General features: G+C 68.1%; 18 protein-coding genes. 6 read left to right on the top strand and 12 right to left on the bottom strand.

The features are described from left to right. Positions 1–35: 35 nt before the first annotated feature. From ACV22W_RS18315 to ACV22W_RS18290, 6 genes are all read right to left on the bottom strand, one after another. Positions 36–1,334, bottom strand: a complete 1,299-nt coding sequence (locus ACV22W_RS18315; protein ID WP_448020882.1) for a THUMP domain-containing class I SAM-dependent RNA methyltransferase — start codon at positions 1,332–1,334, stop codon at positions 36–38. 166 nt (positions 1,335–1,500) lie between these two features. Continuing rightward, the gene (locus tag ACV22W_RS18310) at positions 1,501–3,624 is read right to left on the bottom strand and encodes a site-specific recombinase (protein ID WP_448020880.1); all 2,124 of its coding nucleotides are present in this window, start codon (positions 3,622–3,624) and stop codon (positions 1,501–1,503) included. Positions 3,625–4,136: 512 nt separating this feature from the next. Continuing rightward, entirely contained in the window at positions 4,137–4,883 is a 747-nt protein-coding gene (locus ACV22W_RS18305; protein ID WP_448020879.1) for a PqiC family protein, read from the bottom strand. Further along, positions 4,883–6,499 (bottom strand): PqiB family protein, encoded by a 1,617-nt coding sequence (locus tag ACV22W_RS18300; RefSeq protein ID WP_448020877.1) that lies wholly within the window; start codon positions 6,497–6,499, stop codon positions 4,883–4,885. The genes ACV22W_RS18305 and ACV22W_RS18300 overlap by 1 nt, the downstream gene beginning before the upstream one ends. Further along, positions 6,492–7,121, bottom strand: coding sequence for a paraquat-inducible protein A (locus ACV22W_RS18295; protein WP_448020875.1), 630 nt, complete (start codon positions 7,119–7,121; stop codon positions 6,492–6,494). Before ACV22W_RS18295 ends, ACV22W_RS18300 begins: the two co-directional genes overlap by 8 nt. After that, positions 7,118–7,783 carry a paraquat-inducible protein A gene (locus tag ACV22W_RS18290; RefSeq protein ID WP_448020874.1) on the bottom strand — a complete coding sequence of 222 codons (666 nt, stop codon included), beginning with the start codon at positions 7,781–7,783 and terminating at the stop codon, positions 7,118–7,120. Before ACV22W_RS18290 ends, ACV22W_RS18295 begins: the two co-directional genes overlap by 4 nt. A 259-nt stretch (positions 7,784–8,042) precedes the next feature. Between ACV22W_RS18290 and ACV22W_RS18285 the strand changes: the two genes are divergently transcribed. The 4 genes from ACV22W_RS18285 (at position 8,043) to ACV22W_RS18270 (ending at position 11,273) form a co-directional block, all read left to right on the top strand. Further along, entirely contained in the window at positions 8,043–8,603 is a 561-nt protein-coding gene (locus tag ACV22W_RS18285) for a cytochrome b (protein WP_448021021.1), read from the top strand. An 8-nt stretch (positions 8,604–8,611) separates the two neighbouring features. Beyond that, positions 8,612–9,172 (top strand): YceI family protein, encoded by a 561-nt coding sequence (locus tag ACV22W_RS18280; protein ID WP_448020873.1) that lies wholly within the window; start codon positions 8,612–8,614, stop codon positions 9,170–9,172. 66 nt (positions 9,173–9,238) lie between these two features. Then, positions 9,239–9,820, top strand: a complete 582-nt coding sequence (locus ACV22W_RS18275; protein WP_059535372.1) for a YceI family protein — start codon at positions 9,239–9,241, stop codon at positions 9,818–9,820. A gap of 175 nt (positions 9,821–9,995) precedes the next feature. After that, positions 9,996–11,273 carry an MFS transporter gene (locus ACV22W_RS18270; protein ID WP_448020872.1) on the top strand — a complete coding sequence of 426 codons (1,278 nt, stop codon included), beginning with the start codon at positions 9,996–9,998 and terminating at the stop codon, positions 11,271–11,273. A gap of 21 nt (positions 11,274–11,294) precedes the next feature. Here the strand turns inward: ACV22W_RS18270 and ACV22W_RS18265 are convergent, their stop codons facing one another. From ACV22W_RS18265 to queA, 6 genes are all read right to left on the bottom strand, one after another. Then, positions 11,295–12,836: a S41 family peptidase gene (locus ACV22W_RS18265; protein WP_448020871.1), complete on the bottom strand. Its 1,542-nt coding sequence runs from the start codon at positions 12,834–12,836 to the stop codon at positions 11,295–11,297. 158 nt (positions 12,837–12,994) lie between these two features. After that, on the bottom strand, positions 12,995–13,945 hold the full coding sequence (gene secF / locus ACV22W_RS18260) for a protein translocase subunit SecF (protein ID WP_059465429.1): 951 nt from the start codon (positions 13,943–13,945) through the stop codon (positions 12,995–12,997). Between the two features lie 18 nt (positions 13,946–13,963). After that, positions 13,964–15,985, bottom strand: a complete 2,022-nt coding sequence (gene secD / locus ACV22W_RS18255) for a protein translocase subunit SecD (RefSeq protein WP_448020870.1) — start codon at positions 15,983–15,985, stop codon at positions 13,964–13,966. Positions 15,986–16,091: 106 nt separating this feature from the next. Next, on the bottom strand, positions 16,092–16,415 hold the full coding sequence (gene yajC / locus ACV22W_RS18250; RefSeq protein WP_006476868.1) for a preprotein translocase subunit YajC: 324 nt from the start codon (positions 16,413–16,415) through the stop codon (positions 16,092–16,094). Positions 16,416–16,682: 267 nt separating this feature from the next. Further along, the gene (gene tgt / locus ACV22W_RS18245; protein ID WP_124624906.1) at positions 16,683–17,870 is read right to left on the bottom strand and encodes a tRNA guanosine(34) transglycosylase Tgt; all 1,188 of its coding nucleotides are present in this window, start codon (positions 17,868–17,870) and stop codon (positions 16,683–16,685) included. 218 nt (positions 17,871–18,088) lie between these two features. Beyond that, positions 18,089–19,156, bottom strand: coding sequence for a tRNA preQ1(34) S-adenosylmethionine ribosyltransferase-isomerase QueA (gene queA / locus ACV22W_RS18240; RefSeq protein WP_448020869.1), 1,068 nt, complete (start codon positions 19,154–19,156; stop codon positions 18,089–18,091). A gap of 167 nt (positions 19,157–19,323) precedes the next feature. Between queA and recG the strand changes: the two genes are divergently transcribed. Continuing rightward, on the top strand, positions 19,324–21,651 hold the full coding sequence (gene recG, locus ACV22W_RS18235; protein ID WP_448020868.1) for an ATP-dependent DNA helicase RecG: 2,328 nt from the start codon (positions 19,324–19,326) through the stop codon (positions 21,649–21,651). Positions 21,652–21,788: 137 nt separating this feature from the next. Continuing rightward, positions 21,789–22,748: a hydrogen peroxide-inducible genes activator gene (locus ACV22W_RS18230; protein ID WP_059465434.1), complete on the top strand. Its 960-nt coding sequence runs from the start codon at positions 21,789–21,791 to the stop codon at positions 22,746–22,748. Positions 22,749–22,769 lie beyond the last annotated feature (21 nt).

Genomic DNA, 22,769 nt, shown 5'->3' with positions numbered 1-22,769 from the left:
GTGTCAGCAGGCGGCCGCGACGGCCGTCTCGCGTGTCAGGCGTCGCCCTCACGCGCGGCCGGGCGTGCCTTCACGCTGCCGGCGATCAGGTCGAAGCGGAACAGCCGGCATTCGAGCGCGCCGTTGAACAGTGGTGTCTTCGCCGATTCGCGCAGGCGCAGCTGGCCCGGCAGCGACCGGTCCGACGTCAGCAGGAACGCCTGCCAGCCCGTGAAGCGCTGCTTGAGCGCATCGCCCAGCGCGTTGAAGAATTCGCTGTCCGGCGCGTCGGTGTGCGTGCGGCGGAAGGCGTCGTCGTTGCCGCGGTTGCGGCCGGTCTCGCGGACCTCGCCGCGCGCGCTGCGGCCGCGTACCTCGATCCGCTCGCCGTACGGCGGGTTCGCGAGGATGATGCCCGGGCCGTCGCACGGCGGCGTCATCCCGCGCGCGTCGACCTGCTTGAGCCACACCGACGGCACGCCCGCGCGCTCGAGGTTCGCGCGCGCCTTCTCGAGCATGTCGCCCGAGATGTCGCTGCCGTACACGCCGAGCGAATCGCGCTTGCCGCGCGCCGCGCGCTTCGCGTCGAGCGCCGCGACCTTCAGGCCCTGCCATGCGGTGATGTCGTACTGCTTGAGCTTTTCGAAGCCGAACCGGCGCTCGACGCCCGGTGCGACGCCGAGCGCGATCTGCGCGGCTTCCGCGAGGAAGGTGCCGCTGCCGCACATCGGGTCGTACAGCGGCGTGCCGGGCGTCCAGCCCGTCAGGCGCAGGATGCCGGCCGCGAGGTTTTCGCGCAGCGGCGCCGCGCCCTTGTCGAGGCGCCAGCCGCGCTTGAACAGCGGCTCGCCCGACGTATCGAGGTACAGCGTGCACTCGGTGGCCGTCAGGAACGCGAACACGCGCACGTCCGGCGCGCCGGTGTCGATGCTCGGGCGCGCGCCGGTCTTGTCGCGCATCCGGTCGCAGATCGCGTCCTTCACGCGCAGCGTCGCGAATTCGAGGCTCTTCAGCGGCGACTTGATCGCGGTGATGTCGACGCGAAGCGTCTGCGTCGATGCGAACCAGCGTTCCCACGGCTGCTCGAGCGCGAGCGCGTAGACGTCCTGTTCGTTGCGGTACGGGCGGTGTGCGATCTTCAGCAGGATCCGGCTCGCGATTCGCGAATGGAGGTTCGCGGCCATGCCGGCCGCCCAGCCGCCCCGGAAATGAACGCCGCCCGGCACCTGCGCGCCCGCGGTGAACGGCGCACCGTCCAGATGTCGGCCGGCGATTTCGGCCAGCTCGGCGGCAAGCGCCGCTTCGAGGCCGCGCGGGCAGGGAGCGAAGAATTCGTACAGGGTGGGCGAGGACATAAGGCGGGTGAGGACGTGCAAAAGTCCACTATTGTACGCGGCGCGAGCCGCCGGAGCCGGCGTTGCATCCGATTCGGGACGCCGGCGCCGGCGCGCCGGCCGTGACGGCGAGCCGGCGGGCCCGCGCGGCGGTGCCTGCGCGGGTTGGCACGCCGCCGTCGAAGGATCAGTGCGAGCCCGGCTGGCTGGCGCGGGCGGCCGGGGTGCCGGCCGGCCAGAACAGCGCGGACGGCTTCGACAGCACCGTGCGGACGATCGCGCCGACCAGCGCGCGCACCTTGGTGCGGCGCAGGCTGCGCGAGCGCACGGCCATCGTGAACGCGAGCGCGAAGCTCACGAGCACGTTGAGGATCGCCATGCTCAGGACGCCGGCGCAGGCCCACCACAGCTCGGGCGTGCCGAGCGCGCCCTTGCCGAGCACGCCGAGCGCGATCCCGATCGACCCGGCCGACAGCGTCACGTGGCGCACCTCGAACGGGAACAGGAACACGGTGACGATCGCCGGGATCAGGCCGAGCATCAGGCCGAGACCGACGTTGGCAACCACGCCCGCGACGTTCGAGCGACAGAAGTGCGCGAGTTTCGCGGCACCCGACGCACCGAGCGTGAGCCGCAGCCGTCGGTTGTACGTGAGCGCGTCGCCGACCCGATGCAGCACGAACCAGTTGTCGGCCCAGCCTGCGAGCAGGCTCGACGCCCACAGCAGCACGCCCGTGAGCGCCGCATAGAATGGCGTCGGGCCCAGCAGCGAGAACGAATGCAGCGTCGCGTGCGCCTTCTCCGGCGAGATCAGGTTCGCGTGCAGCAGGTTGCCCGCGAACAGCTGCACGAGCAGGCACACCGGCAGCACGACGAGCACGTTGCCGGAAATCGCCGCGGCCTGCGTGCGGATCAGCGCGATCACCGATGCGACGAACGCCTTCACGCCTTCCTCGTGACCGGTGTCGTCGAGCTCGCGCGCGAGCGTCGGCGCAGTCATCGCGGGTTGCTTGGTCGCGAGCGTGAAGTGCAGGAAGTGCATCAACATGAAGCTCGCCGCGTAGTTGACGCCCGCGAGCAGTCCTTCGAGCATCGACTGCAGGTGCGCACCGGTGATCGCGAACTTCACGCACACGGTCACGACGGTGACGAGCCCGCCGCCCGCGGCCATCCGCAGCATCTTCAGGTACTCGGCGCGGCCGCGCGAGATGTAGTGCTCGCCGGTGTCCGCGTTGGTCTCGACGAGCTTGCGCGCGAACAGCGAGAAGTTGCTGCGCACGAGGTGCGACACGCTCTGGCTGTTCTGGTTCGCGTCGACGAGCTCGGCCGTCAGGCGCGCCATCCCGCGCAGGTCGTCGCGTGCCATCCACGCGTTGAGCAGCATTTCCGCGCGCAGGATGCGCATGCGCATGCGTTCGACCTGGAACACGATGTCGACCGACACGCCGTTGCGGTACAGGTGCGCGAACACGTCGTCGACGGCGATCCGGCATTCGTCGAGCAGCACGCGCAGGTAGTTCACCTCGTGCAGCAGCTTGCTCGGGTCGCCGCCGTCCTCGACGGCCGCGTGCGCGGTCTCGACCGCGAGCATCGCGCGCGTGAGCCGATAGAACGGCTGCGTTTCGAGCGGCTTGCGCGCGTCGTCGTCGGACAGGCGGCTGCGCACCGTCTGCGACAGGCCGGTCGAGCTGATCTGGCAGGTCAGGTTGTGCAGGGCGGCGAGCAGGTCGCGCGAGAACGAGCCGGGCTCGTGGCGCTCTTCGTCGGTGACGTCGAACGAGATCAGCTCGGCGAGGCGGGCGAGCAGGTCGTCGGGCAGCGCGTCGATCCATTGCGCGTCTTCGGGCGTCGGGAACATCAGCGTGAACAGCGCCGTCAGTTCGCGGCGGTTCGGCGCGGGCGGGATCAGCGACGTATCGATGCGCTCGAACAGCGCGCCGAAGAAACCGGAATGCACGGGCATCCCCGCGTCGCACAGCAGCGAGATGCCATCGCATTCGCGCAGGATCCCGCGCAGGATACGCGCGGCATGCGATTTCCATGCGGGATTGCGGTCGAGCACGTGGAACAGGTAGCGCAACCGCGCGTGCGCCCGGTACGCGCGCGCGCCGGCGTCGCGTTCGGCCGGTGCGTCGTGCGCGACCTGCATCGCGCCGTTGCGGCGCAGCCAGTGCGCGAGCTCGATCAGCCATTCGCTGCGCTCGGCGTACGGCGCGTCCGCGTCGGCATGCGCGAGCAGCGCATCGAGCTGGTGGCCGGCATTGCGCGACGCGCGCCACTTCTTGATCAGGGTCGTCAGGGAACGAAACATAAACGGAATAGCGAAAGCCCGGGACGGGCGGGTTCGGGATGCCGGCCGGAACACGGCGCGGCGCCGGGGAGAACGGTGAGACTGGTCGGATGGCCGGACGATGCGCGGCGACCCGCGATGCGGCTGCCCCGGTGCGGTGCACGCGGACACGCATGCGCGCTCCGGGAGACGTGGCGCTCGGACCCGACATGACGGGCGGATCGCCGCCGGCGGGCGTGCGACGAGCGGCGCGAGCCGGAAAGTGCGTAGGATCGTCAATCGGGCACGAAAACGCAAGCCGACCGTGTTGCGTGGAGCCGGTTCCGGCGGATTTTGACAAACAATGCAAAGCGGCCTTCCGGCCGATGGAGGTAGAGCAGCATCGGCCGAAGCGCCGAGGGTGGCAAGAGCGGCAGGTTCGCGTGCGCGGTCGCACGCGCACGCGGATCGATGCCGACGACGACTATCGGGCGGTGTGTGCCGAGTGCAGCCGCATCGCGCACATGCGTCGGACGCCGGCCCGCGCGTTGCGCTTACGCGCCGGACTTGCCGGACTTGCCGGTCGCGCCCGCGTCGTCGCCGGGTGTCGGACCGGTCGGGCAGGGCACGGCGGGCGCGGCGGCCGTTGCCTTGCCGGATGCGGTCGTCGAGGTGGTCGACGCAGCCGCGGCGCCGTGCCGCGCGGCCATCGCGCGCACGCCGGACGCGGCCTGCGATGCGATCACGTCGAGCGCGCGCCGGTGGCCCGCGACGAGCGCGTCATAGCCGTCGGCGACCGGTTCCGCGACGCTCGTGCGACACGTCATCACGGCCTGCGTGCCGAGCGCGCGCACGCTCCACACCGCATCGATCGCCGCGCGTTTGCCGGGCCACGACTCGAAGCGCTGCACGTTCACGCTGATCCGATAGACGGGCACGCCGGCCGGATACGCGGAATTCGCGACGTCGATCGTGCCGAGCTGCGCGGCGAGGTCGTCGGACAACGCGCGGCGGATTTCGTCGGCGGGCGGCGCGGCCCAGCGCTCCTGCTCGAGCACGTCGACCTGCGCGGCGTTCTTCTGCACGACGAGCTGGTTCTTCGCGACCTGCTCAGGCACGCCGACGGACGGCACCTCGATCAGGAACGACGGGTTGGCGGGCGCGGTGCGCACGGGCGCGGCGGCGTCGGCCGGGCTCAGCGTATAGAACCGCGCGGGCGGCGAGCTGCACGCGGCGAGCGCGAGCGCGGCGAAGACTGCCGCCGCGCCGCTCGCGAGGATGTTCACGCGTGTCGTCGTCATTATCGATCTCCTGGCTTGCCCTTGAGCAGCGATTCGGGATGGCGCTCCAGATAGTCGGCGAGCGCGTTCAGCGATTGCAGCGTGCGCGTGAGTTCCTTCAGCGCGCCGCGCACGTCGGACTGCAGCGGCGAATCCTGCTGCAGCGTGGCCTCTGCGGTCGAGAAGGTCTGCTTCGCGGCCGACAGCGTGTCGCGCGCTTCCGGCGCGACCTGCGTGTCGAGCTGCTTGAACAGCTTGTCGGCGTTCGACAGAGCGCTGTTCAGGTTCGCGCCGATCTGGTCGAACGGCACCTTGTCGAGCTTCTTCGCGATATCGGCGACCTGCAGTTGCAGTTCGTCGAGCGTGTTCGGCACGGTGGGCAGCTCGAGCGGCTGGCGTGCCGCGTCGATCTTCACGACCGGCGCCTTCGGGAAGAAGTCGAGCGCGACGTACAACTGGCTCGTCAGCAGGTTGCCGGTGCGCAGCTGGCCGCGCAGCCCGTGCCTGACGAGGCGCTCGACGATCTCGCGGCGGCCCGCTTCGCCCTTGCTCTCGATCGTTTCGCGGAAGCGCGGGCCGAGCCGCTCCGGATACACGTTCATCGTCACCGGCATCAGGAAGTTCTTGGTCTTCGGATCGAAGTCGATGCCGATGTTCGTCACTTCGCCGAGCACGATGCCGCGGAAGTCGACCGGCGCGCCTACCGCGAGCCCGCGCAGCGACTGGTTGAAGTTCATCACGACCTGCAGCGGCTGGCCGTCCGGATCGCGCATCGCGTCCGTTTCGTCGGAGCCGAGGCGGAAGGTCGTGTTGTTCGGCGCCGTCGCGCCGCTGTCCTGGTTCGGCGGCGTCTGGAACGCGATGCCGCCGAGGATCACCGTCGCGAGCGACTGCGTGTTCAGCTTCAGGCCGCTCGAATCGAGCCGCAGGTCGACGCCGCTCGCCTGCCACCAGCGCGAGTTCACGCCGACGTACTGGTCGTACGGCGCGTTGACGAACACGTTGAACGTGACGCCCGTGCCGTCCTTGTCGAGCGAGAAGCCGACCACCTGGCCGACCTGCACGCGGCGGTAGTAGACGGGCGAGCCAATGTCGACCGAGCCGAGCGAATCGCCGCGCAGCACGTACTGCGTGCCCTTCTGGTCGCCGGTCACCGCCGGCGGCGTCTCGAGGCCGGTGAAGTCGGTCTGCGTGTCCTGCCCGTGGCCGGCATCGACGCCGATGTACGCGCCCGACAGCAGCGTGCCGAGCCCCGACACACCGGTCGCACCGACGCGCGGACGCACGATCCAGAAGCGCGAGCCCTTGACCGCGAAGTCCTCGGCCTCCTTCTTCAACTGCACCTGGACGAGCACGCGCGACAGGTCCTTCGACAGCTTGATCGTCTTGACCATGCCGATTTCGACGTCCTTGTACTTGACCTGCGTCTTGCCCGGCTCGAGTCCTTCCGCACTGTGGAAGCTGATCGTGACTTCCGGGCCGCGCTCGCGCACGGACTTGATCACGAGGCCGATACCGATCAGCGCGGCGATCAGCGGCACGAGCCAGACGAGCGACGGCAGCCAGCCGCTTTTCGTCGAGATCGCCGGATCGGGCGGCCGGGACGCGTCTTCCTGCGGGCCTTGCGGACTATTCATGGTGTTTCCCTGAGGTTTCGACTGGATCCCAGATCAGGCGGGGATCGAACTGCATCGACGCGAGCATCGTCAGGATCACGACCGAGCCGAACGCGAGCGCGCCGGGGCCGGCCGTGATGACGGCGAGCGAACGGAAATGGACGAGCGCGACGGTGAGCGTCACGACGAAGATGTCGAGCATCGACCAGCGGCCGATCCGCTCGACGATCCGGTACAGGCGCGTGCGCTGCAGCGGCCGCCACACGGTGCGCCGCTGCGCGGTGCCGACGAGGATCGTCAGCACGCCGAGCTTGAGCATCGGCACGAGGATGCTGGCGACGAACACGACGACCGCGAGCGGCCAGTCGCCGGACGTCCAGAAATAGATGACGCCGCTCATGATCGTGTCCTCCTGCGAGCCGACGATCGACGACGTGCGCATGATCGGCAGCAGGTTCGCCGGGATATAGAGGATCGCGGCCGCGATCAGCAGCGCCCACGTGCGCATGACGCTGTTCGGCGTGCGGAAGTGAAGCGTGCTGCCGCAGCGCGCGCAATGCGCGTGCGGATGGTCGATCGTCTGCACGAGCCCGCATGCGTGGCAGCTGGCGTAGCCCTCGCGGGCGGCGGTCGGCATCGTCATTGGCGGGGCGCTTGCGGCGGCGGAGTGGTGCCGTCGGGCGAGGCGGGCGCGCGCCCGGCGCGCAGGTCGTCGGCGATGTCCCACAGCGTGCGTGGATCGAACATCAGCACGACGGCGGTCATCAGTGTGAGCGCGCCGAACGCGAACAGCGCGGCGTCGGGCACGACGCGCGCGAGGCTCACCATCTTCACGATCGTCACGACGATCCCGAGCATGAACACCTCGATCATTCCCCACGGCCGCACGAGCTGGATCGTGCGCAGCACGAAATTGAGGCCCGGTGGCACGACGCCACGCCGGATCGGCAGCAGCACGTAAAGCAGCGCGGCCATCTCGACGAGCGGGAACAGCACGGTCGAGCAGAACACCATCACGCCGACGACCTCCATGCCCTGATGCCACAGCGCGTCGATCGCGCCGATCAGCGTCGTCTGCACGCGGGTGCCGTTGAGGTCCATTTCGAGGATCGGGAACGCCTGCGCGATGACGAACGTGACGAGCGCCGCGACCGCAAGCGCGCTGATGCGCTCGATCTGCGTGGTGCTGTTGCGATAGAGCAGCGCGTCGCAGCGCGGGCAGCGCGCGATTTCGCGACCGCTCAGGCGCGGTTTATGCAACAGTGCGTCGCATTCGTGGCAGGCAATCAGGTCGTGTCGTTGCATGGAAAAGGCGGTTGTGCGACGGGCGGGGGAACGCGTCGACGGGGCCGGAACCCGCGCCAATCTTACCAAAACGGCTTTTTCGGCGTGTCAACGCCCGGTTGCCGGGTGACCGGGCGGTAACATGGCGCAAACCTGGCAGCGGGCTGGCGCGCCTGTCCTCAGAGTCCGCGCGTGACAAAAGGTTGCGGTAGCATGGCGGCCTTGACAAGCGTCGGACGAATTTACCGGCGCAGCCGTTCGCTCAACTGAGGAATCCATGATGACATCGAAATCGCCGCCGGCCGCGCCGGCACGCTACGCGCACACCGCGATCGCGCTGCACTGGCTGATCGCGCTGCTGATCGTCTGCGGCTTCGCACTCGGCTGGGTGATGACCGACATCCCCGGCTTCACGCCGACGAAGCTCAAGTACTTCTCGTGGCACAAGTGGATCGGCGTGACGGTGTTCGCGCTGGCCGTCGTGCGCGTGCTGTGGCGCGCGACGCACCTGCCGCCGCCGCTGCCGGGCGGCACGCCGGCGTGGCAGCGTGCGGTGTCGCATGGCGTGCACATGCTGCTGTACGTGCTGATGATCGTGATTCCGCTGACGGGCTACCTGTACAGCTCCGCGTCGAACATCCCGGTCGTCTATCTCGGCATCGTGCCGCTGCCGCGCCTGATCGATCCGGATCCCGCGCTGAAGGAAACCTTCAAGACGCTGCACGTGTCTTTGAATTACATTCTGCTTGCGCTCGTCGCCATGCACGTGCTCGCGGCGTTCAAGCACCAGTTGTTGGACCGCGACGGCCTGCTGTCGCGGATGCTTCCCTCCGCCAAATGAAGGATCCCATGAAAGTGTCTTTCTCCCGCTCCATGCTGACCGCGTTCGCCGCGGTGTCACTCGTCGCGTCGGCCGCGGCGCATGCCGACGTCGATCTCTCGAAGAGCAAGGTGTCCGCCGTGTCGAAGCAGATGAACGTGCCGACCGAAGGCGCATTCAGGAAGTTCTCCGCGCAGGTGAAGTTCGACCCGGCCAAGGCCACTCAGGGCAGCGCGCAAATGACGATCGACATCGCGAGCTTCGACCTCGGCGACAAGATGTACAACGACCAGGTCGCGGGCAAGGACTGGTTCGACGCGAAGGCGTATCCGCAGGCGACCTTCGCGTCGTCGGCGATCGCGCCGGCGGGCGGCAACAAGTACAACGTGACCGGCAAGCTGACGATCAAGGGCAAGTCCGAGATCGTCACGGTGCCCGTCACGGTCACGCAGAGCGGCGCGACGCAGACCTTCGACGGCGTGCTGCCGATCAAGCGTTCGGCGTTCAACGTCGGCACCGGCGAGTGGAAGGACACGTCGATCGTCGCCGACGAAGTGCAGATCAAGTTCCATCTCGTCGCCACGAAGTAAGCGGCGGGCTGTCGCATCACCCCGAATGCCGCGCGAGGGCGCGGCGCTGTTCCAAGGAGAAAGCGTTTGAAAAAGCATCTGATCATCGCCGCGGGCGCGCTGGCCGCTTCGTTGTCGTTCTCGGCATTCGCCGACAGCGCGACGTACCAGTTCGACCCGAGCCATACGTACCCGAGCTTCGAGGCCGACCACTTCGGCGGCCTGTCGGTCTGGCGCGGCAAGTTCGACAAGTCGAGCGGCACCGTGACGCTCGACCGCGCGGCGAAGACCGGTACGGTCGACGTGACGACCGACATCGCGTCGATCCACACGGGCAGCGCGAAGCTCGACGAGCACCTGCAGACGGCGGAGTTCTTCGACGTCTCCAAGTTCCCGCAGGCGAACTACAAGGGTGCCATCAAGTTCGACGGCGACAAGCCGGTGTCGGTGGTCGGTAACCTGACGCTGCACGGCGTCACGAAGCCGGTCACGCTGAAGATCGATTCGTTCAAGTGCATGCCGCATCCGATGCTCAAGCGCGAAGTGTGCGGCGTCGACGCGGTCGGCGAATTCAGCCGCGACGATTTCGGCCTCGACTACGGCAAGCAGTACGGCTTCAAGATGAAGACGAAGCTGCTGATCACGGCCGAAGCCGTCAAGCAGCAGTAACGCGCCCGACCGGGCCGGCCGGCGCGTCGCGCTGCCAGCCCGTCGCGAGCCAGCCGCCGCGCTCCCGTTTGCAGGGGGCGCGGCGGTTTTTTTTGCGCGCCTATAATCGTCGGCGCAGCTCGCGGCGCGAGAACCGGCGCGCCGGATACAACGTACAACGACAAGGAGATCGCCGATGCACGCCGTCACGCAGTCCAGCTCCATTGCCTCGTCGCCGCGCGTGTGGCGCGCGGTGGTCGCCGCGTCGATCGGCAACGCGCTCGAGTGGTTCGACCTCGTCGTCTACGGCTTCTTCGCGGTGACGATCTCGAAGCTGTTCTTCCCGGCCGGCAACGACACCGTGTCGCTGCTGCTCACGCTCGGCACGTTCGGCGTGTCGTTCTTCATGCGCCCGCTCGGCGCGATCGTGCTCGGCGCGTACGCCGACCGCGCGGGCCGCAAGGCCGCGCTCACGCTGTCGATCCTGTTGATGATGGCCGGCACGCTGGTGATCGCGGTGCTGCCGACCTACCAGACGATCGGCGTTGCCGCGCCGCTGATCCTCGTCGCCGCGCGGCTGATGCAGGGTTTCTCGGCCGGCGGCGAATTCGGCAGCGCGACCGCGTTCCTGGCCGAGCACGTGCCGGGCCGGCGCGGCTTCTTCGCAAGCTGGCAGGTCGCGAGCCAGGGGCTCACGACGCTGCTCGCCGCCGGGTTCGGCACCGCGCTGAACGCACAGCTCACGGCCGACCAGATGGCCGCGTGGGGCTGGCGCATCCCGTTTTTCTTCGGGCTGCTGCTCGGGCCCGTCGCGTACTACATCCGCTCGAAGGTCGACGAGACGCCCGAATTCCTCGCCGCCGAAAGCACCGCGAGCCCGCTGCGCGACACGTTCGCGTCGCACAAGGCACGGCTCGTCGCCGCGATGGGTGTGGTGGTGCTCGGCACGGTCGCGACCTATCTCGTGCTGTTCATGCCGACCTACGGCGTGAAGCAGCTCGGGCTTGCGCCGTCGGCCGCGTTCGCCGCGATCCTCGTCGTCGGCATGATCCAGATGGCGTTCGCGCCGCTCGTCGGCCACTGGTCGGATCGGTACGGACGCGTGCGCGTGATGCTCGCGCCGGCCGTCGGCATCCTCGTGCTGATCTATCCGGCGTTCGCGTATCTGGTCGCGCATCCGGGCTTCGGCACGCTGATCGCACTGCAGGTGCTGCTCGCGTTCCTGATGACTGGCTATTTCGCGGCGCTGCCGGGGCTGCTGTCCGAAGTGTTTCCGGTGCAGACGCGCACGACGGGGATGTCGCTTGCATATAACGTCGCGGTGACGATCTTCGGCGGCTTCGGGCCGTTCATCATCGCGTGGCTGATCCGCGCGACCGGGATGAAGACGGCGCCGAGCTTCTACCTGATGTTCGCGGCCGTGCTGAGCCTCGCGGCGCTGATCGTGCTGCGCCGGCGGTTCGGGTTCCGGTGACGCGGGGCGCGCGGCGGCGCGTCAGTCGCTGCCGCGCTCGCATACCGGTTGCGCCGGCATCAGTTGCGCGGGCGCGGCGACGGTCCGCACCGGCCGGCCAGCGAGCGCGTCAAGCGCCTGCCGGAGCTGCCAGTCGGCATCCGCGCCGAATTCCCTCTGCGGCAGCGCCGCGCTCTTCGACGTATCAATTTTCTCGCGCATGCGCGCTTCGCGCAGTTTCTGCCGTGCCTTGCGTACCTGCGCGAACGGATCGGGCGCCAGCCGGTCGGCATACGGCGCGCGGGCGAGATCGACTTCGCGATACCACAGCAGCACGCCGTCGACGTCCGAGTCGCGGCGCGGCGGCACGAGCCAGTCCGGCACGACGCCGTAGCCGTCCATCGGGCAGCCGTTCGGCCGCAGGTTGCGCGCGAACGTGAAATTGATGCGCGTGCCGTCGATCAGGTCGACGCCGGTCTGCGCGAGCCCCTTTCCGTAAGTCGGCATCCCGAGCAGCCGCGCGCGGCCGAGATCCTTCAGTGCAGCCGCGGTTGCTTCGGCGGCCGACGCGCTCTGTCCGTCGACGAGCACGACGAGCGGCACGGTGCGCCACCAGTCGTCTGCCTGCAGCGGCGCGAGCGGATCCTGGCCGTGCATGACCGGCAGTTCGTAGTCGGGCCAGTTGGTCGTGAAGCGGCGGCGCTTCGTGCCGTCGCGCTCGAGCGTCATCATCGCGGTGCGGTCGCGCCCGGCGAACAGCGCGGCGATGCCGATCGCCGCATTCAATGCGCCGCCGCCGTTGATGCGCAGGTCGAGGATCACGCCTTTCACCGGCGGCCCCGCGCGGCGCGCGGCCTGCACCGCGTCGATATAGTTGCCGACTGCCGGCTCCGGGAAGCTCGACAGCCGCGTGTACAGGATGTCGCCGGCGAGCCGCCTTGCGGTCGCCGGGTGTGGCCGGACGATCGCGCGGACCGGCGCGAAGGTCAGCGTCGCAGGGTTCGGACCGCGCCGGACCGTGAGCTTCAGTGGCACGCCCGCGTCGCCCTTCGCGAGTTTCACGACCTCGCTGCTGTCGATGCCGACGACGCTCCGGTCGTTCATCGCGACGACGAGATCGTCGGGCCGCACGCCGGCCTGTTCGGCGGGCGCGTCCGGGATCACGTCGATGATGTGCAGCCCATCGGGCCGCGTCTCGAACACGATGCCGATGCCCGGTGTGCCGTCGCGTGCGCGGCGCTCGTCGTCGCGCCGTTCCTGCTCTTCCTTTGCGTTGAAGAAGCGCGCGTACGGCAGCGTCTTGATTCCGTCGTGCACGGTGGCGTCGAGCAACGCGCCGATGTCGACGTCGGTCAGGTGCTGCTTCTTCAGCACTTCGACCGCGGCCTTCAGTTCGCAGAGTTGCGGTTCCCAGTCGGGCGGGCAGGGCGACGGTCGTGACGCCGCCGCAGCAACAGCGGCGGCGTGCGGGGCGGACGCGGATTGCGCATGGGCCGCCGATGCGCATGCAACGAACGCAGCCGCGGCGGCGGCACCGGTGCTCCAGGCGACGATGCGATGAACGACATGCGAGGCAGGCATCATGAGGACCGCGGCTTCGACGGGTGGCGGGGCGGGATGGTGAAGCGATTGTAGCCGACGGTCCGTGTGGCCGCGCCGGAGGAAGCAGACGCGTCTCGCGCATGAAAAAAGGCCGGTCCAACAGGACCGGCCTTCTGGTATCCGCCGAAACGACGCGGCGCTTAAACCTGCGCGCCCGCGTTCGGATCGTCCGGATCGTGCGCCGTCTTCTTTTCCTTGATCAGGTCTTCGCGCTTGATGCCGAGCCACATCGCGAGCGAGCCCGCGACGAACACCGACGAGTAGATGCCGAACATGATGCCGACCGTCAGCGCGAGCGCGAAGTAGTGCAGCGTCGGGCCGCCGAAGAAGAACATCGACAACACCATCATTTCCGTCGACGTGTGCGTGATGATCGTCCGCGACATCGTGGTCGTGATCGCATGGTTGATCACCTCCGACACGCTCATCTTGCGTTCGCGGCGGAACGTTTCGCGGATCCGGTCGAAGATGACGACCGACTCGTTGACCGAGTAGCCGAGCACCGCGAGGATCGCCGCGAGCACCGCCAGCGAGAACTCCCACTGGAAGAACGCGAAGAAGCCGAGAATGATCACGACGTCGTGCAGGTTCGCGATGATGCCGGCGACCGCGTACTTCCATTCGAAGCGGATCGACAGGTAGATCACGATGCCGATCACCACGCACGCGAGCGCGAGGAGACCGTCGGTCGCGAGCTCGCGGCCGACCTGCGGGCCGACGAACTCGACGCGCTGCAGCGTCACGTCGGGGCTCTGCGCCTTCAGCGCGGTCATCACCTGGTCGCTCTGCTGCGCGGACGTGAGGCCTTCCTTCAGCTGCAGGCGGATCAGCACGTTGCGCGACGTGCCGAAGTTCTGCACCTGCGCGTCGGCGTAGCCGAGCTTGCCGAGCGTGTCGCGCACGGGTTCGAGCTGCGCGGCCTGCTGGTACTGCACCTCGATCACTGTGCCGCCGGTGAATTCGACGGACAGGTGCAGTCCGCGGTGGAACAGGAAGAACACGGCGGCGAGGAACGTGACCAGCGAGATCACGTTGAACACCAGCGCGTGCCGCATGAACGGAATGTCTTTACGGATGCGGAAAAATTCCATGGCTTCGTCTCCGGGGCCTTATTGGGTCGAGCCCGGTTTCTTCGGCGACACGCCTTGCTGCGCGCGGTTGCGCAACTGCGGCTTGCCGGCACGCGGTGCGTTGCCCTTCGCGGGTGCGGCGAGCTTCGCGGCGCGCGCGGTGTCGGTCGATTCGTCGGCCGCGGCGAACGCGGCGCCGGCCGTGGCGCCTTCCGGCTTCCACACCTGGCCGATCGCGAGCGACTTCAGCTTCTTGCGGCCGCCGTACCAGAGGTTGACGATCCCGCGCGAGAAGAACACCGCGGAGAACATCGACGTCAGGATGCCGAGGCAGTGCACGATCGCGAACGCGCGAACCGGGCCCGAGCCGAATGCGAGCAGCGCGAGGCCGGCGATCAGCGTCGTGACGTTCGAGTCGAGAATCGTCGCCCATGCGTGCGCGTAGCCGGCCTGGATCGCGGTCTGCGGCGGCTGGCCGGCGCGCAGTTCTTCACGCACGCGCTCGTTGATCAGCACGTTCGAGTCGATCGCCATGCCGAGCGCGAGCGCGATTGCCGCGATACCCGGCAGCGTCAGCGTCGCCTGCATCAGCGACAGCACCGCGACGAGCAGCAGCAGGTTCACCGACAGGCCGATCACCGAGATCACGCCGAACAGCATGTAGTACGCGATCATGAACACGGCGATCGCGCAGAAGCCCCAAATCACCGAGTGGACGCCCATCTTGATGTTGTCCGCGCCGAGGCTCGGGCCGATCGTGCGTTCCTCGATGATGTCCATCGGTGCGGCGAGCGAACCGGCGCGCAGCAGCAGCGCGAGATCGGCCGCGGCCTGCGGCGTCGGCTGGCCCGTGATCTGGAAGCGGTCGCCGAGTTCGGACTGGATCGTCGCGACCGTCAGCACCTCGCCCTTGCCCTTCTCGAACAGCACCATCGCCATCGGCTTGCCGATGTTCTCGCGCGACACCGCGCGCACCGAGCGGCCGCCCGCCGAGTCGAGGCGGATGTTGACCGACGGACGCTGGTGTTCGTCGAAGCCGGCCGACGCATCGATGATGCGGTCGCCGGTGAAGATCACGTCCTTCTTCAGCAGCACGGGCGCCTGGTTGCCCTGCGTGAACAGCTCCTCGCCCGGCGGCACGGGGTCGTTCGGGTTCGGGTGCGTGTTGATCGGATCGGCGAGGCGCGCCTCGAGCGTCGCGGTGCGGCCGATGATGTCCTTCGCCTTCGCGGTGTCCTGCACGCCCGGCAGTTCGACGACGATGCGGTCGCTGCCTTGCTGTTGCAGGATCGGCTCGGACACGCCGAGTTCGTTCACGCGGTTGTGGAGCGTGGTCAGGTTCTGCTTGAGCGCGGCGTCCTCGACGGCTTTCTGCACGGCCGGCGTGAACGTGCCGACGACTTGCGTGCCGCCGCCGCCGGGCTGGGTCGCCCATTGCAGTTCGGTGACCGACGCGGCGAGCACCTTGCGGGCGTCTTCCGCTGTCTGCGCGTCGCTGAAGTTGACGACGACGGACTGGTCGACGCGGCTCACGCCGCCGTCGCGGATGTTCTTGTCGCGCAGCAGCGTGCGCGCGTCGGACGCGTCGGAGTCGAGCTTCTTCGTGAGCGCGCCCGTCATGTCGACCTGGAGCAGGAAGTGGACACCGCCGCGCAGGTCGAGGCCGAGATACATCGGCAGTGCGTGCAGCGCGGTCAGCCAGCGCGGCGACGCGCTTTGCAGGTTCAGTGCGACGACGTACTGCGGATCGTTCGGATCGGCGTTCAGCGACTTTTGCAGCAGGTCCTTGACGCGCAGCTGCGTATCGGTGTCCTTCAGGCGCACGCGGATATTCGCGTTGGACGCCGTGTTCTCGAAGGTGACGTCGTCCGGCGTGATCTGCGCGGAGGCGAGCGCGGATTCGACCTGGGTCAGCGTGGTCGAGTCGAGCTTGACCGTGGCCTTGCCGCTCGACACCTGCACCGCCGGCGCTTCGCCGAAGAAGTTGGGCAATGTGTACAGAAGGCCGATGGCGAGCGCCACGACCATCACGACATATTTCCAGAGTGGGTAACGATTCATGAGGGGGCCGAACGGGTGGTTGGCGTGAAAGCGTCGCGTCCGGCGCCGCGGCGGCCTGCTCTCTCAGGCGGGCACGACGCGGGGAGCCGGACGCTCGGTAAAAGCCTTACAGCGACTTGATCGTGCCCTTCGGCAGAATGGTCGTGACGGCAGCCTTCTGCACGGTGATTTCGGTGCCTTCGGCGATTTCGACGCCGATGTAGCCTTCGGTGACCTTCGTCACCTTGCCGACGAGGCCGCCGCTCGTGACGACTTCGTCGCCCTTCGCCATGGCCGCGAGCATGTTGCGGTGTTCCTTCTGGCGCTTCATCTGCGGACGGATCATGATGAAGTACAGCACCGCGAACATCAGGATGAGCGGCAGGAAGCTCATCAGGCTCGATTCGGCGCCACCGGCACCTTGCGCGAAGGCATTGGAAATGAACGGCACGTTGGTCTCTCCGTAGGGGAAGATCGAAAAATAAGCCGGTTATTCTACCACCGGCCCCATGTGCAAACGGCGCAGCAAATGCGCTTTCGGATCAAGCTGTTAAAGCACGAAACGGCACCGTTGCGACTCGTTTGGAAAGGTGATTGTAATATTCGGCGGCCACGGCCGTCCGTCGGGACGCGATATTTAGTACATGTCTTATGTGACGTGGCGCGGTGCAGGCAGCGGTGCGGGCAGCAGTGTGCAGCCACGCGGGCCGCCGCCCGGTCAGTCGACCCCTCTCGCGCGATCCTCCGCGAAGCGCTGGCGGAACGCGTCGAACGTATGGGTCTCGATCGCGTCGCGGATCTCGCTCATCAGCTGCAGGTAGTAGTGCAGGTTGTGGATCGTGTTGAGCTGCGCGCCGAGGATTTCGCCGACGCGGTGCAGGTGGTGCAGGTAGCCGCGCGAGAAGTTCTGGCACGTGTAGCACGTGCAGCTCGCGTCGAGCGGCTTCAGCGAATTCTTGTGCGTCGCATTGCGGATCTTCACGTCGCCGAAGCGCGTGAAGAGCCAGCCGTTGCGTGCGTTGCGGGTCGGCATCACGCAGTCGAACATGTCGACGCCGTTCGCGACGCCCTCGACCAGATCCTCCGGCGTGCCGACGCCCATCAGATAGTGCGGCTTGTTGGCCGGCAGCTTCGGGCCGACGTGCCGCAGCACGCGCATCATGTCTTCCTTCGGCTCGCCGACCGATAGCCCGCCGATCGCGAGGCCATGGAAGCCGAGCTCCGACAGGCCCGCCAGCGACTCGTCCCGCAGGTCCTCGAACATCCCGCCCTGGACGATCCCGAACAGCGCGTTCGGGTTGCCGAGCCGGTCGAACTCGTCGAGCGAGCGTTTCGCCCAGCGCAGCGACATGCGCATCGAGTCGGCCGCTTCCTTGTGCGTGGTCGGCACGCCGTTGGTCGCGTACGGCGTGCATTCGTCGAACTGCATCACGATGTCGGAGTTCAGCACCTTCTGGATCTGCATCGACACTTCCGGCGACAGGAACAGCTTGTCGCCGTTGATCGGCGATGCGAACGTCACGCCGTCCTCGGTGATCTTGCGCAGGTCGCCGAGCGAGAACACCTGGAAGCCGCCCGAGTCGGTCAGGATCGGCTTGTTCCAGCCCATGAAGCCGTGCAGGCCGCCGTGCGCGTCGATCGTCTCGAGGCCGGGGCGCAGCCACAGGTGGAACGTGTTGCCGAGGATGATCTGCGCGTTGATCTCGTGCAGCTCGCGCGGCTGGATCGCCTTCACGGTGCCGTACGTGCCGACCGGCATGAAGATCGGCGTCTCGACCACGCCGTGGTTGAGCTTCACGCGGCCGCGGCGCGCATGGCCGTCGGTCGTCAGCAGTTCGAATTCGAGCCCGTTGGCCGGGCGGTCCTGCACGGGAGCGTGCGTATCGTGGGATGAACCTTCGGTCATCGCGTCATTCTCCTTGCCACCGAAGAAGCCTTGCATGGGACCGGAGTATGCGCTGAAGCGCTGACTCCGGATCGCAAGTCCGGCGCATGTTGGAAACGCCGCCGGCAAGCCGGCGGCTGGGAAAAGCGGGGCGCGCGCCATCGGAGCGCGCGCAGCGGGACAACGGTGCAACGGCGGCTGCGCGGTCGCGGGCCGGTACGTCTTCGCACCTGCCGCGCTCACGCGCGCGGCGTCTCCGGCGTGTCGCGCCGCGTGAGCAGCATCGCATCGCCGTAGCTGAAGAAGCGGTAGCGTTCGTCGATCGCGTGCCGGTACGCGGCGCGGATCGTCTCGACGCCCGCGAACGCCGACACCAGCATCAGCAGCGTCGACTTCGGCAGGTGGAAGTTCGTCACCAGCCGGTCGACGACGCGAAAACGGTAGCCCGGCGTGATGAAGATGTCGGTCTCGGCCTGCGTCGCCGCGAGCGGGCGGCCCGCTTCGTCGGCGCTGCGCGCCGCGGCTTCGAGCGCGCGCATCGACGTCGTGCCGACCGCGATCACGTTGTTGCCGCGCGCGCGGGTCGCGGCGATCTTGTCGACGAGCGATTGCGGCAGGTCGTACCACTCGCTGTGCATCCGGTGCTCGGCGATGTTCTCGACGCGCACCGGCTGGAACGTGCCGGCGCCCACGTGCAGCGTCAGCGTCGCGCGCTCGACGCCCATCGCGTCGAGCTTCTCGAGCAGCGGCTGGTCGAAATGGAGCCCGGCCGTGGGCGCCGCGACCGCGCCCGGGTTGCTCGCATAGACGGTCTGGTAGCGCGTCTCGTCGTTCGCGTCGGCGTCGTGCTCGATGTACGGCGGCAGCGGCAGGCGGCCGTGCTGTTCGATCAGCGTGAGGCACGGCTCCGGGAAATGCAGCGTGAAGAACGGCTCGACGCGCTCGCCGACCGTCACGTCGAACGCGTCGGCGAGACGCAGCGTCGTGCCGGCGCCCGGCGACTTGCTCGCGCGAATCTGCGCGAGCGCGGTGTGCGTGCCGGTCACGCGTTCGATCAGCACCTCGATCTTGCCGCCGCTGGCCTTCTGGCCGAAGAAACGCGCCTTCAGCACCTTGGTATCGTTGAACACGAGCAGGTCGCCGGGCACGATGCACGACAGCAGCTCGGCGAAGCGGCGGTCGACGAGGCGCGCGGGCTCGACGGTGCCATCGACCTCGAGCAGGCGGCTCGCGGTGCGGTCGGGCAGTGCGGTTTGCGCAATCAGCTCGGGGGGCAGATTGAAATCGAAATCGGAAAGCGTGAACATGCGGGCTGGTTCGAAACGGCCGGCGGGCGCCGCCGACAGGGCGGAAACGCGTGAATGGGGCGCGCGAGCCGCTATGATGGCGGGATGCGCGGCCTGGCCGGCGTCGTTCGTTCGGACGACGTGAAAGCCGCTATTGTACTTGCCTTGCGAAGCACCCAGACGATCCGATGCCTGTGTCACCACGCCGTTCCTCCGCCGCCGTTGCCGATTCCGCCGATCCGTTCGACGCGGACGATGCCGCGTTACCCGCGCAAAGCGCGGAGCCGGGCGGTGCCGCGCCGCGCCGCGCGGGCCCGAAGCGCGGCGCCGACGGGCGGCTCGCGCAGCCGGCCGCCGCCGCGCCCGACGCCGAACCGGGCGCGGACGGCGACGAAGCGGGGGCAGCCGGCACGTCCGGCGCGAAGCGCAAGAAGAAGCCGGCCGCCGACAAACCCGTGAAGACCGCCGACAAGCTCGCGAAGCTCGGCCTCACGCGCTCGATCGATCTCGTGCTGCATCTGCCGATGCGCTACGAGGACGAAACCACCCTCACGCCGATCGGCGAACTGCTGCCGGGCGGCATCGCGCAGACCGAGGGCGTGGTGTTCGACAACGAAGTCGCCTATCGGCCGCGGCGCCAGCTCGTCGTGAAGATCCAGGACGACGACGGCGAGCAGCTCGTGCTGCGCTTCCTCAATTTCTACGGCTCGCAGGTCAAGCAGATGGCCGTCGGCCAGCGGCTGCGCGTGCGCGGAGATGTACGCGGCGGCTTCTTCGGAATGGAGATGGTGCATCCGGCCGTGCGCGTCGTCGAAGCCGACGCGCCGCTGCCGCAGGTGCTCACGCCCGTCTATCCGAGCACGGCCGGCGTGTCGCAGGCGTATCTGCGCAAGGCGATCGAGAACGCGGTCGAGCGCACGCCGCTGCCCGAGCTGCTGCCGCCCGAGATCGAACGCGACTACCTGAAGCCGCTCGGCGTGCCGACGCTCGCGCAGGCCGTGCGGATCCTGCACCACCCGGGCGTCGATTCCGATGAAGCCGCGCTGATGGACGGCTCGCATCCGGCGTGGACACGCATCAAGTTCGAGGAGCTGCTCGCGCAGCAGCTGTCACTCAAGCGTGCGCACGAGGAGCGCCGCACGCGCGCGGCGCCCGCGATGCCGCGCCGCACCGCGGCCGATGCCGACGCGCTGACGACGCGTCTCTACGCGGCGCTGCCGTTCACGCTGACGGGCGCACAGTCGCGCGTCGTCGACGAGATCGCGCACGACCTCACGCTCGCGCATCCGATGCAGCGGCTGCTGCAGGGCGACGTCGGCAGCGGCAAGACGGTCGTCGCGGCGCTGGCGGCCACGCAGGCGATCGACGCCGGCTACCAGGCCGCACTGATGGCGCCGACCGAAATCCTCGCGGAGCAGCACGCGCGCAAGCTGCGCGCGTGGCTCGAACCCCTCGGCGTATCGGTCGCATGGCTCGCGGGCAGCCTGAAGGCGAAGGAAAAGCGCGCGGCGATCGAAGCCGCGGCGCTCGGCACCGCGCAGCTCGTGATCGGTACGCACGCGATCATCCAGGACACGGTCGAATTCGCGCGGCTCGGCCTCGTGATCGTCGACGAGCAGCACCGCTTCGGCGTCGAGCAGCGTCTGGCGCTACGCGCGAAGGCCGCGAACGCAGCCAACGGCGCGCGCGATTTCCAGCCGCACCAGCTGATGATGTCGGCCACGCCGATTCCGCGCACGCTCGCGATGACGTATTACGCGGATCTCGAGGTGTCGACCATCGACGAGCTGCCGCCGGGCCGCACGCCGGTGTTGACGCGCCTCGTCGGCGATGCGCGGCGCGAAGAGGTGATTGCCCGCGTGCGCGAGGCTGCGCTGACCGGCCGCCAGGTGTACTGGGTGTGTCCGCTGATCGAGGAGAGCGAGACGCTGCAGTTGCAGACGGCCGTCGAGACTTACGAGACGCTGGCCGAGGCATTGCCCGAGCTGAAGGTCGGGCTCGTGCACGGGCGGCTGTCGCCGGCCGACAAGGCGGCCGTGATGGAAGCCTTCACGCGCAACGACGTGCAGTTGCTCGTCGCGACGACCGTGATCGAGGTCGGCGTCGACGTGCCGAACGCGTCGCTGATGGTGATCGAGCACGCGGAGCGCTTCGGCCTCGCGCAGTTGCATCAGTTGCGCGGCCGCGTCGGGCGCGGCACCGCGGCGTCGGTCTGCGTGCTGCTGTACACGGGCCCGCTGTCGCTGACCGGCCGCGAGCGGCTGAAGACGATGCGCGAGACGACCGACGGCTTCGAGATCGCCCGGCGCGATCTCGAAATCCGCGGCCCCGGCGAATTTCTCGGCGCGCGCCAGTCCGGCGCCGCGATGCTGCGCTTCGCGAACCTCGAGACCGACGGCTGGCTGATCGACCCGGCCCGGGACGCGGCGGCGCGGCTGATCGCCGCGTATCCCGACGTGGTCACGCAGCATCTCGCACGCTGGCTCGGCGCGCGGGAGCAGTATTTGAAGGCCTGAATCGCGCATTCGGGGACGGATTTAAAACCGCCATTCGGCGGCGATTCGGCGTATCGCGATGCAGAGAAACTTGGCGAATCGGTGCCAACGGGTGTATAAATTAAACCTATCGCCTGTATATCCCTGATTGACCCACAATGACCCTGACTGAATTGAAGTACATCGTCGCGGTCGCGCGCGAGCGGCATTTCGGTCGCGCGGCCGAAGCATGCTTCGTGAGCCAGCCGACGCTGTCGGTGGCGATCAAGAAGCTGGAAGACGAGCTCAACGTGCAGATTTTCGAGCGCGGCGCGAGCGAAGTGAGCGTGACCCCGATCGGCGACCAGATCGTCACGCAGGCGCAGCGCGTGCTCGAGCAGACCTTCGCGATCAAGGAGATCGCGAAGCAGGGCAAGGACCCGCTCGTCGGCCCGTTCCGGCTCGGCGTGATCTACACGATCGGGCCGTACCTGCTGCCGACGCTCGTCAAGCAGATGATCCAGCGCGTGCCGCAGATGCCGCTGATGCTGCAGGAGAATTACACGCTGAAGCTGCTCGAACTGCTGAAGCAGGGCGAAATCGACGCCGCCATCATGGCGCTGCCGTTCCCCGAAACCGGCCTGATGGTGCGGCCGCTGTACGACGAGCCGTTCGTCGTCGCGCTGCCGGCCGGCCATCCGTGGGAGAAGCGCGACGAGATCGACGCCGAGGACCTGAAGCAGGAAACCATGCTGCTGCTCGGCAACGGTCACTGCTTCCGCGACCACGTGCTCGGCGTGTGCCCGGAGCTGATGCGCTTTTCGCAGACGGCCGACGGTATCCAGAAGACTTTCGAAGGCTCGTCGCTCGAAACGATTCGCCATATGGTCGCGAGCGGTGTCGGCATCACGGTGCTGCCGCGGATGTCGGTCGCCGAGATCGGCCCGCGCGCGAACGGTCCCGACGCCGAGTTGCTGTCGTACGTGCCGTTCAACGAACCGGTGCCGGATCGTCGCGTCGTGCTGGTGTGGCGCAAGAGCTTCACGCGGATGCCGGCGATCGACGCGATCAGCGAGGCAATCGCCGCGTGCGAACTGCCGGGTGTCGCGAAGCTCGACATGCCGGCGACGATGAATTGAGCGGGGTGCGGTGCATCTGAA

This window comes from Burkholderia sp. AW49-1, assembly GCF_053427845.1.
This window is presented reverse-complemented; position numbering and strand designations above follow the sequence as displayed.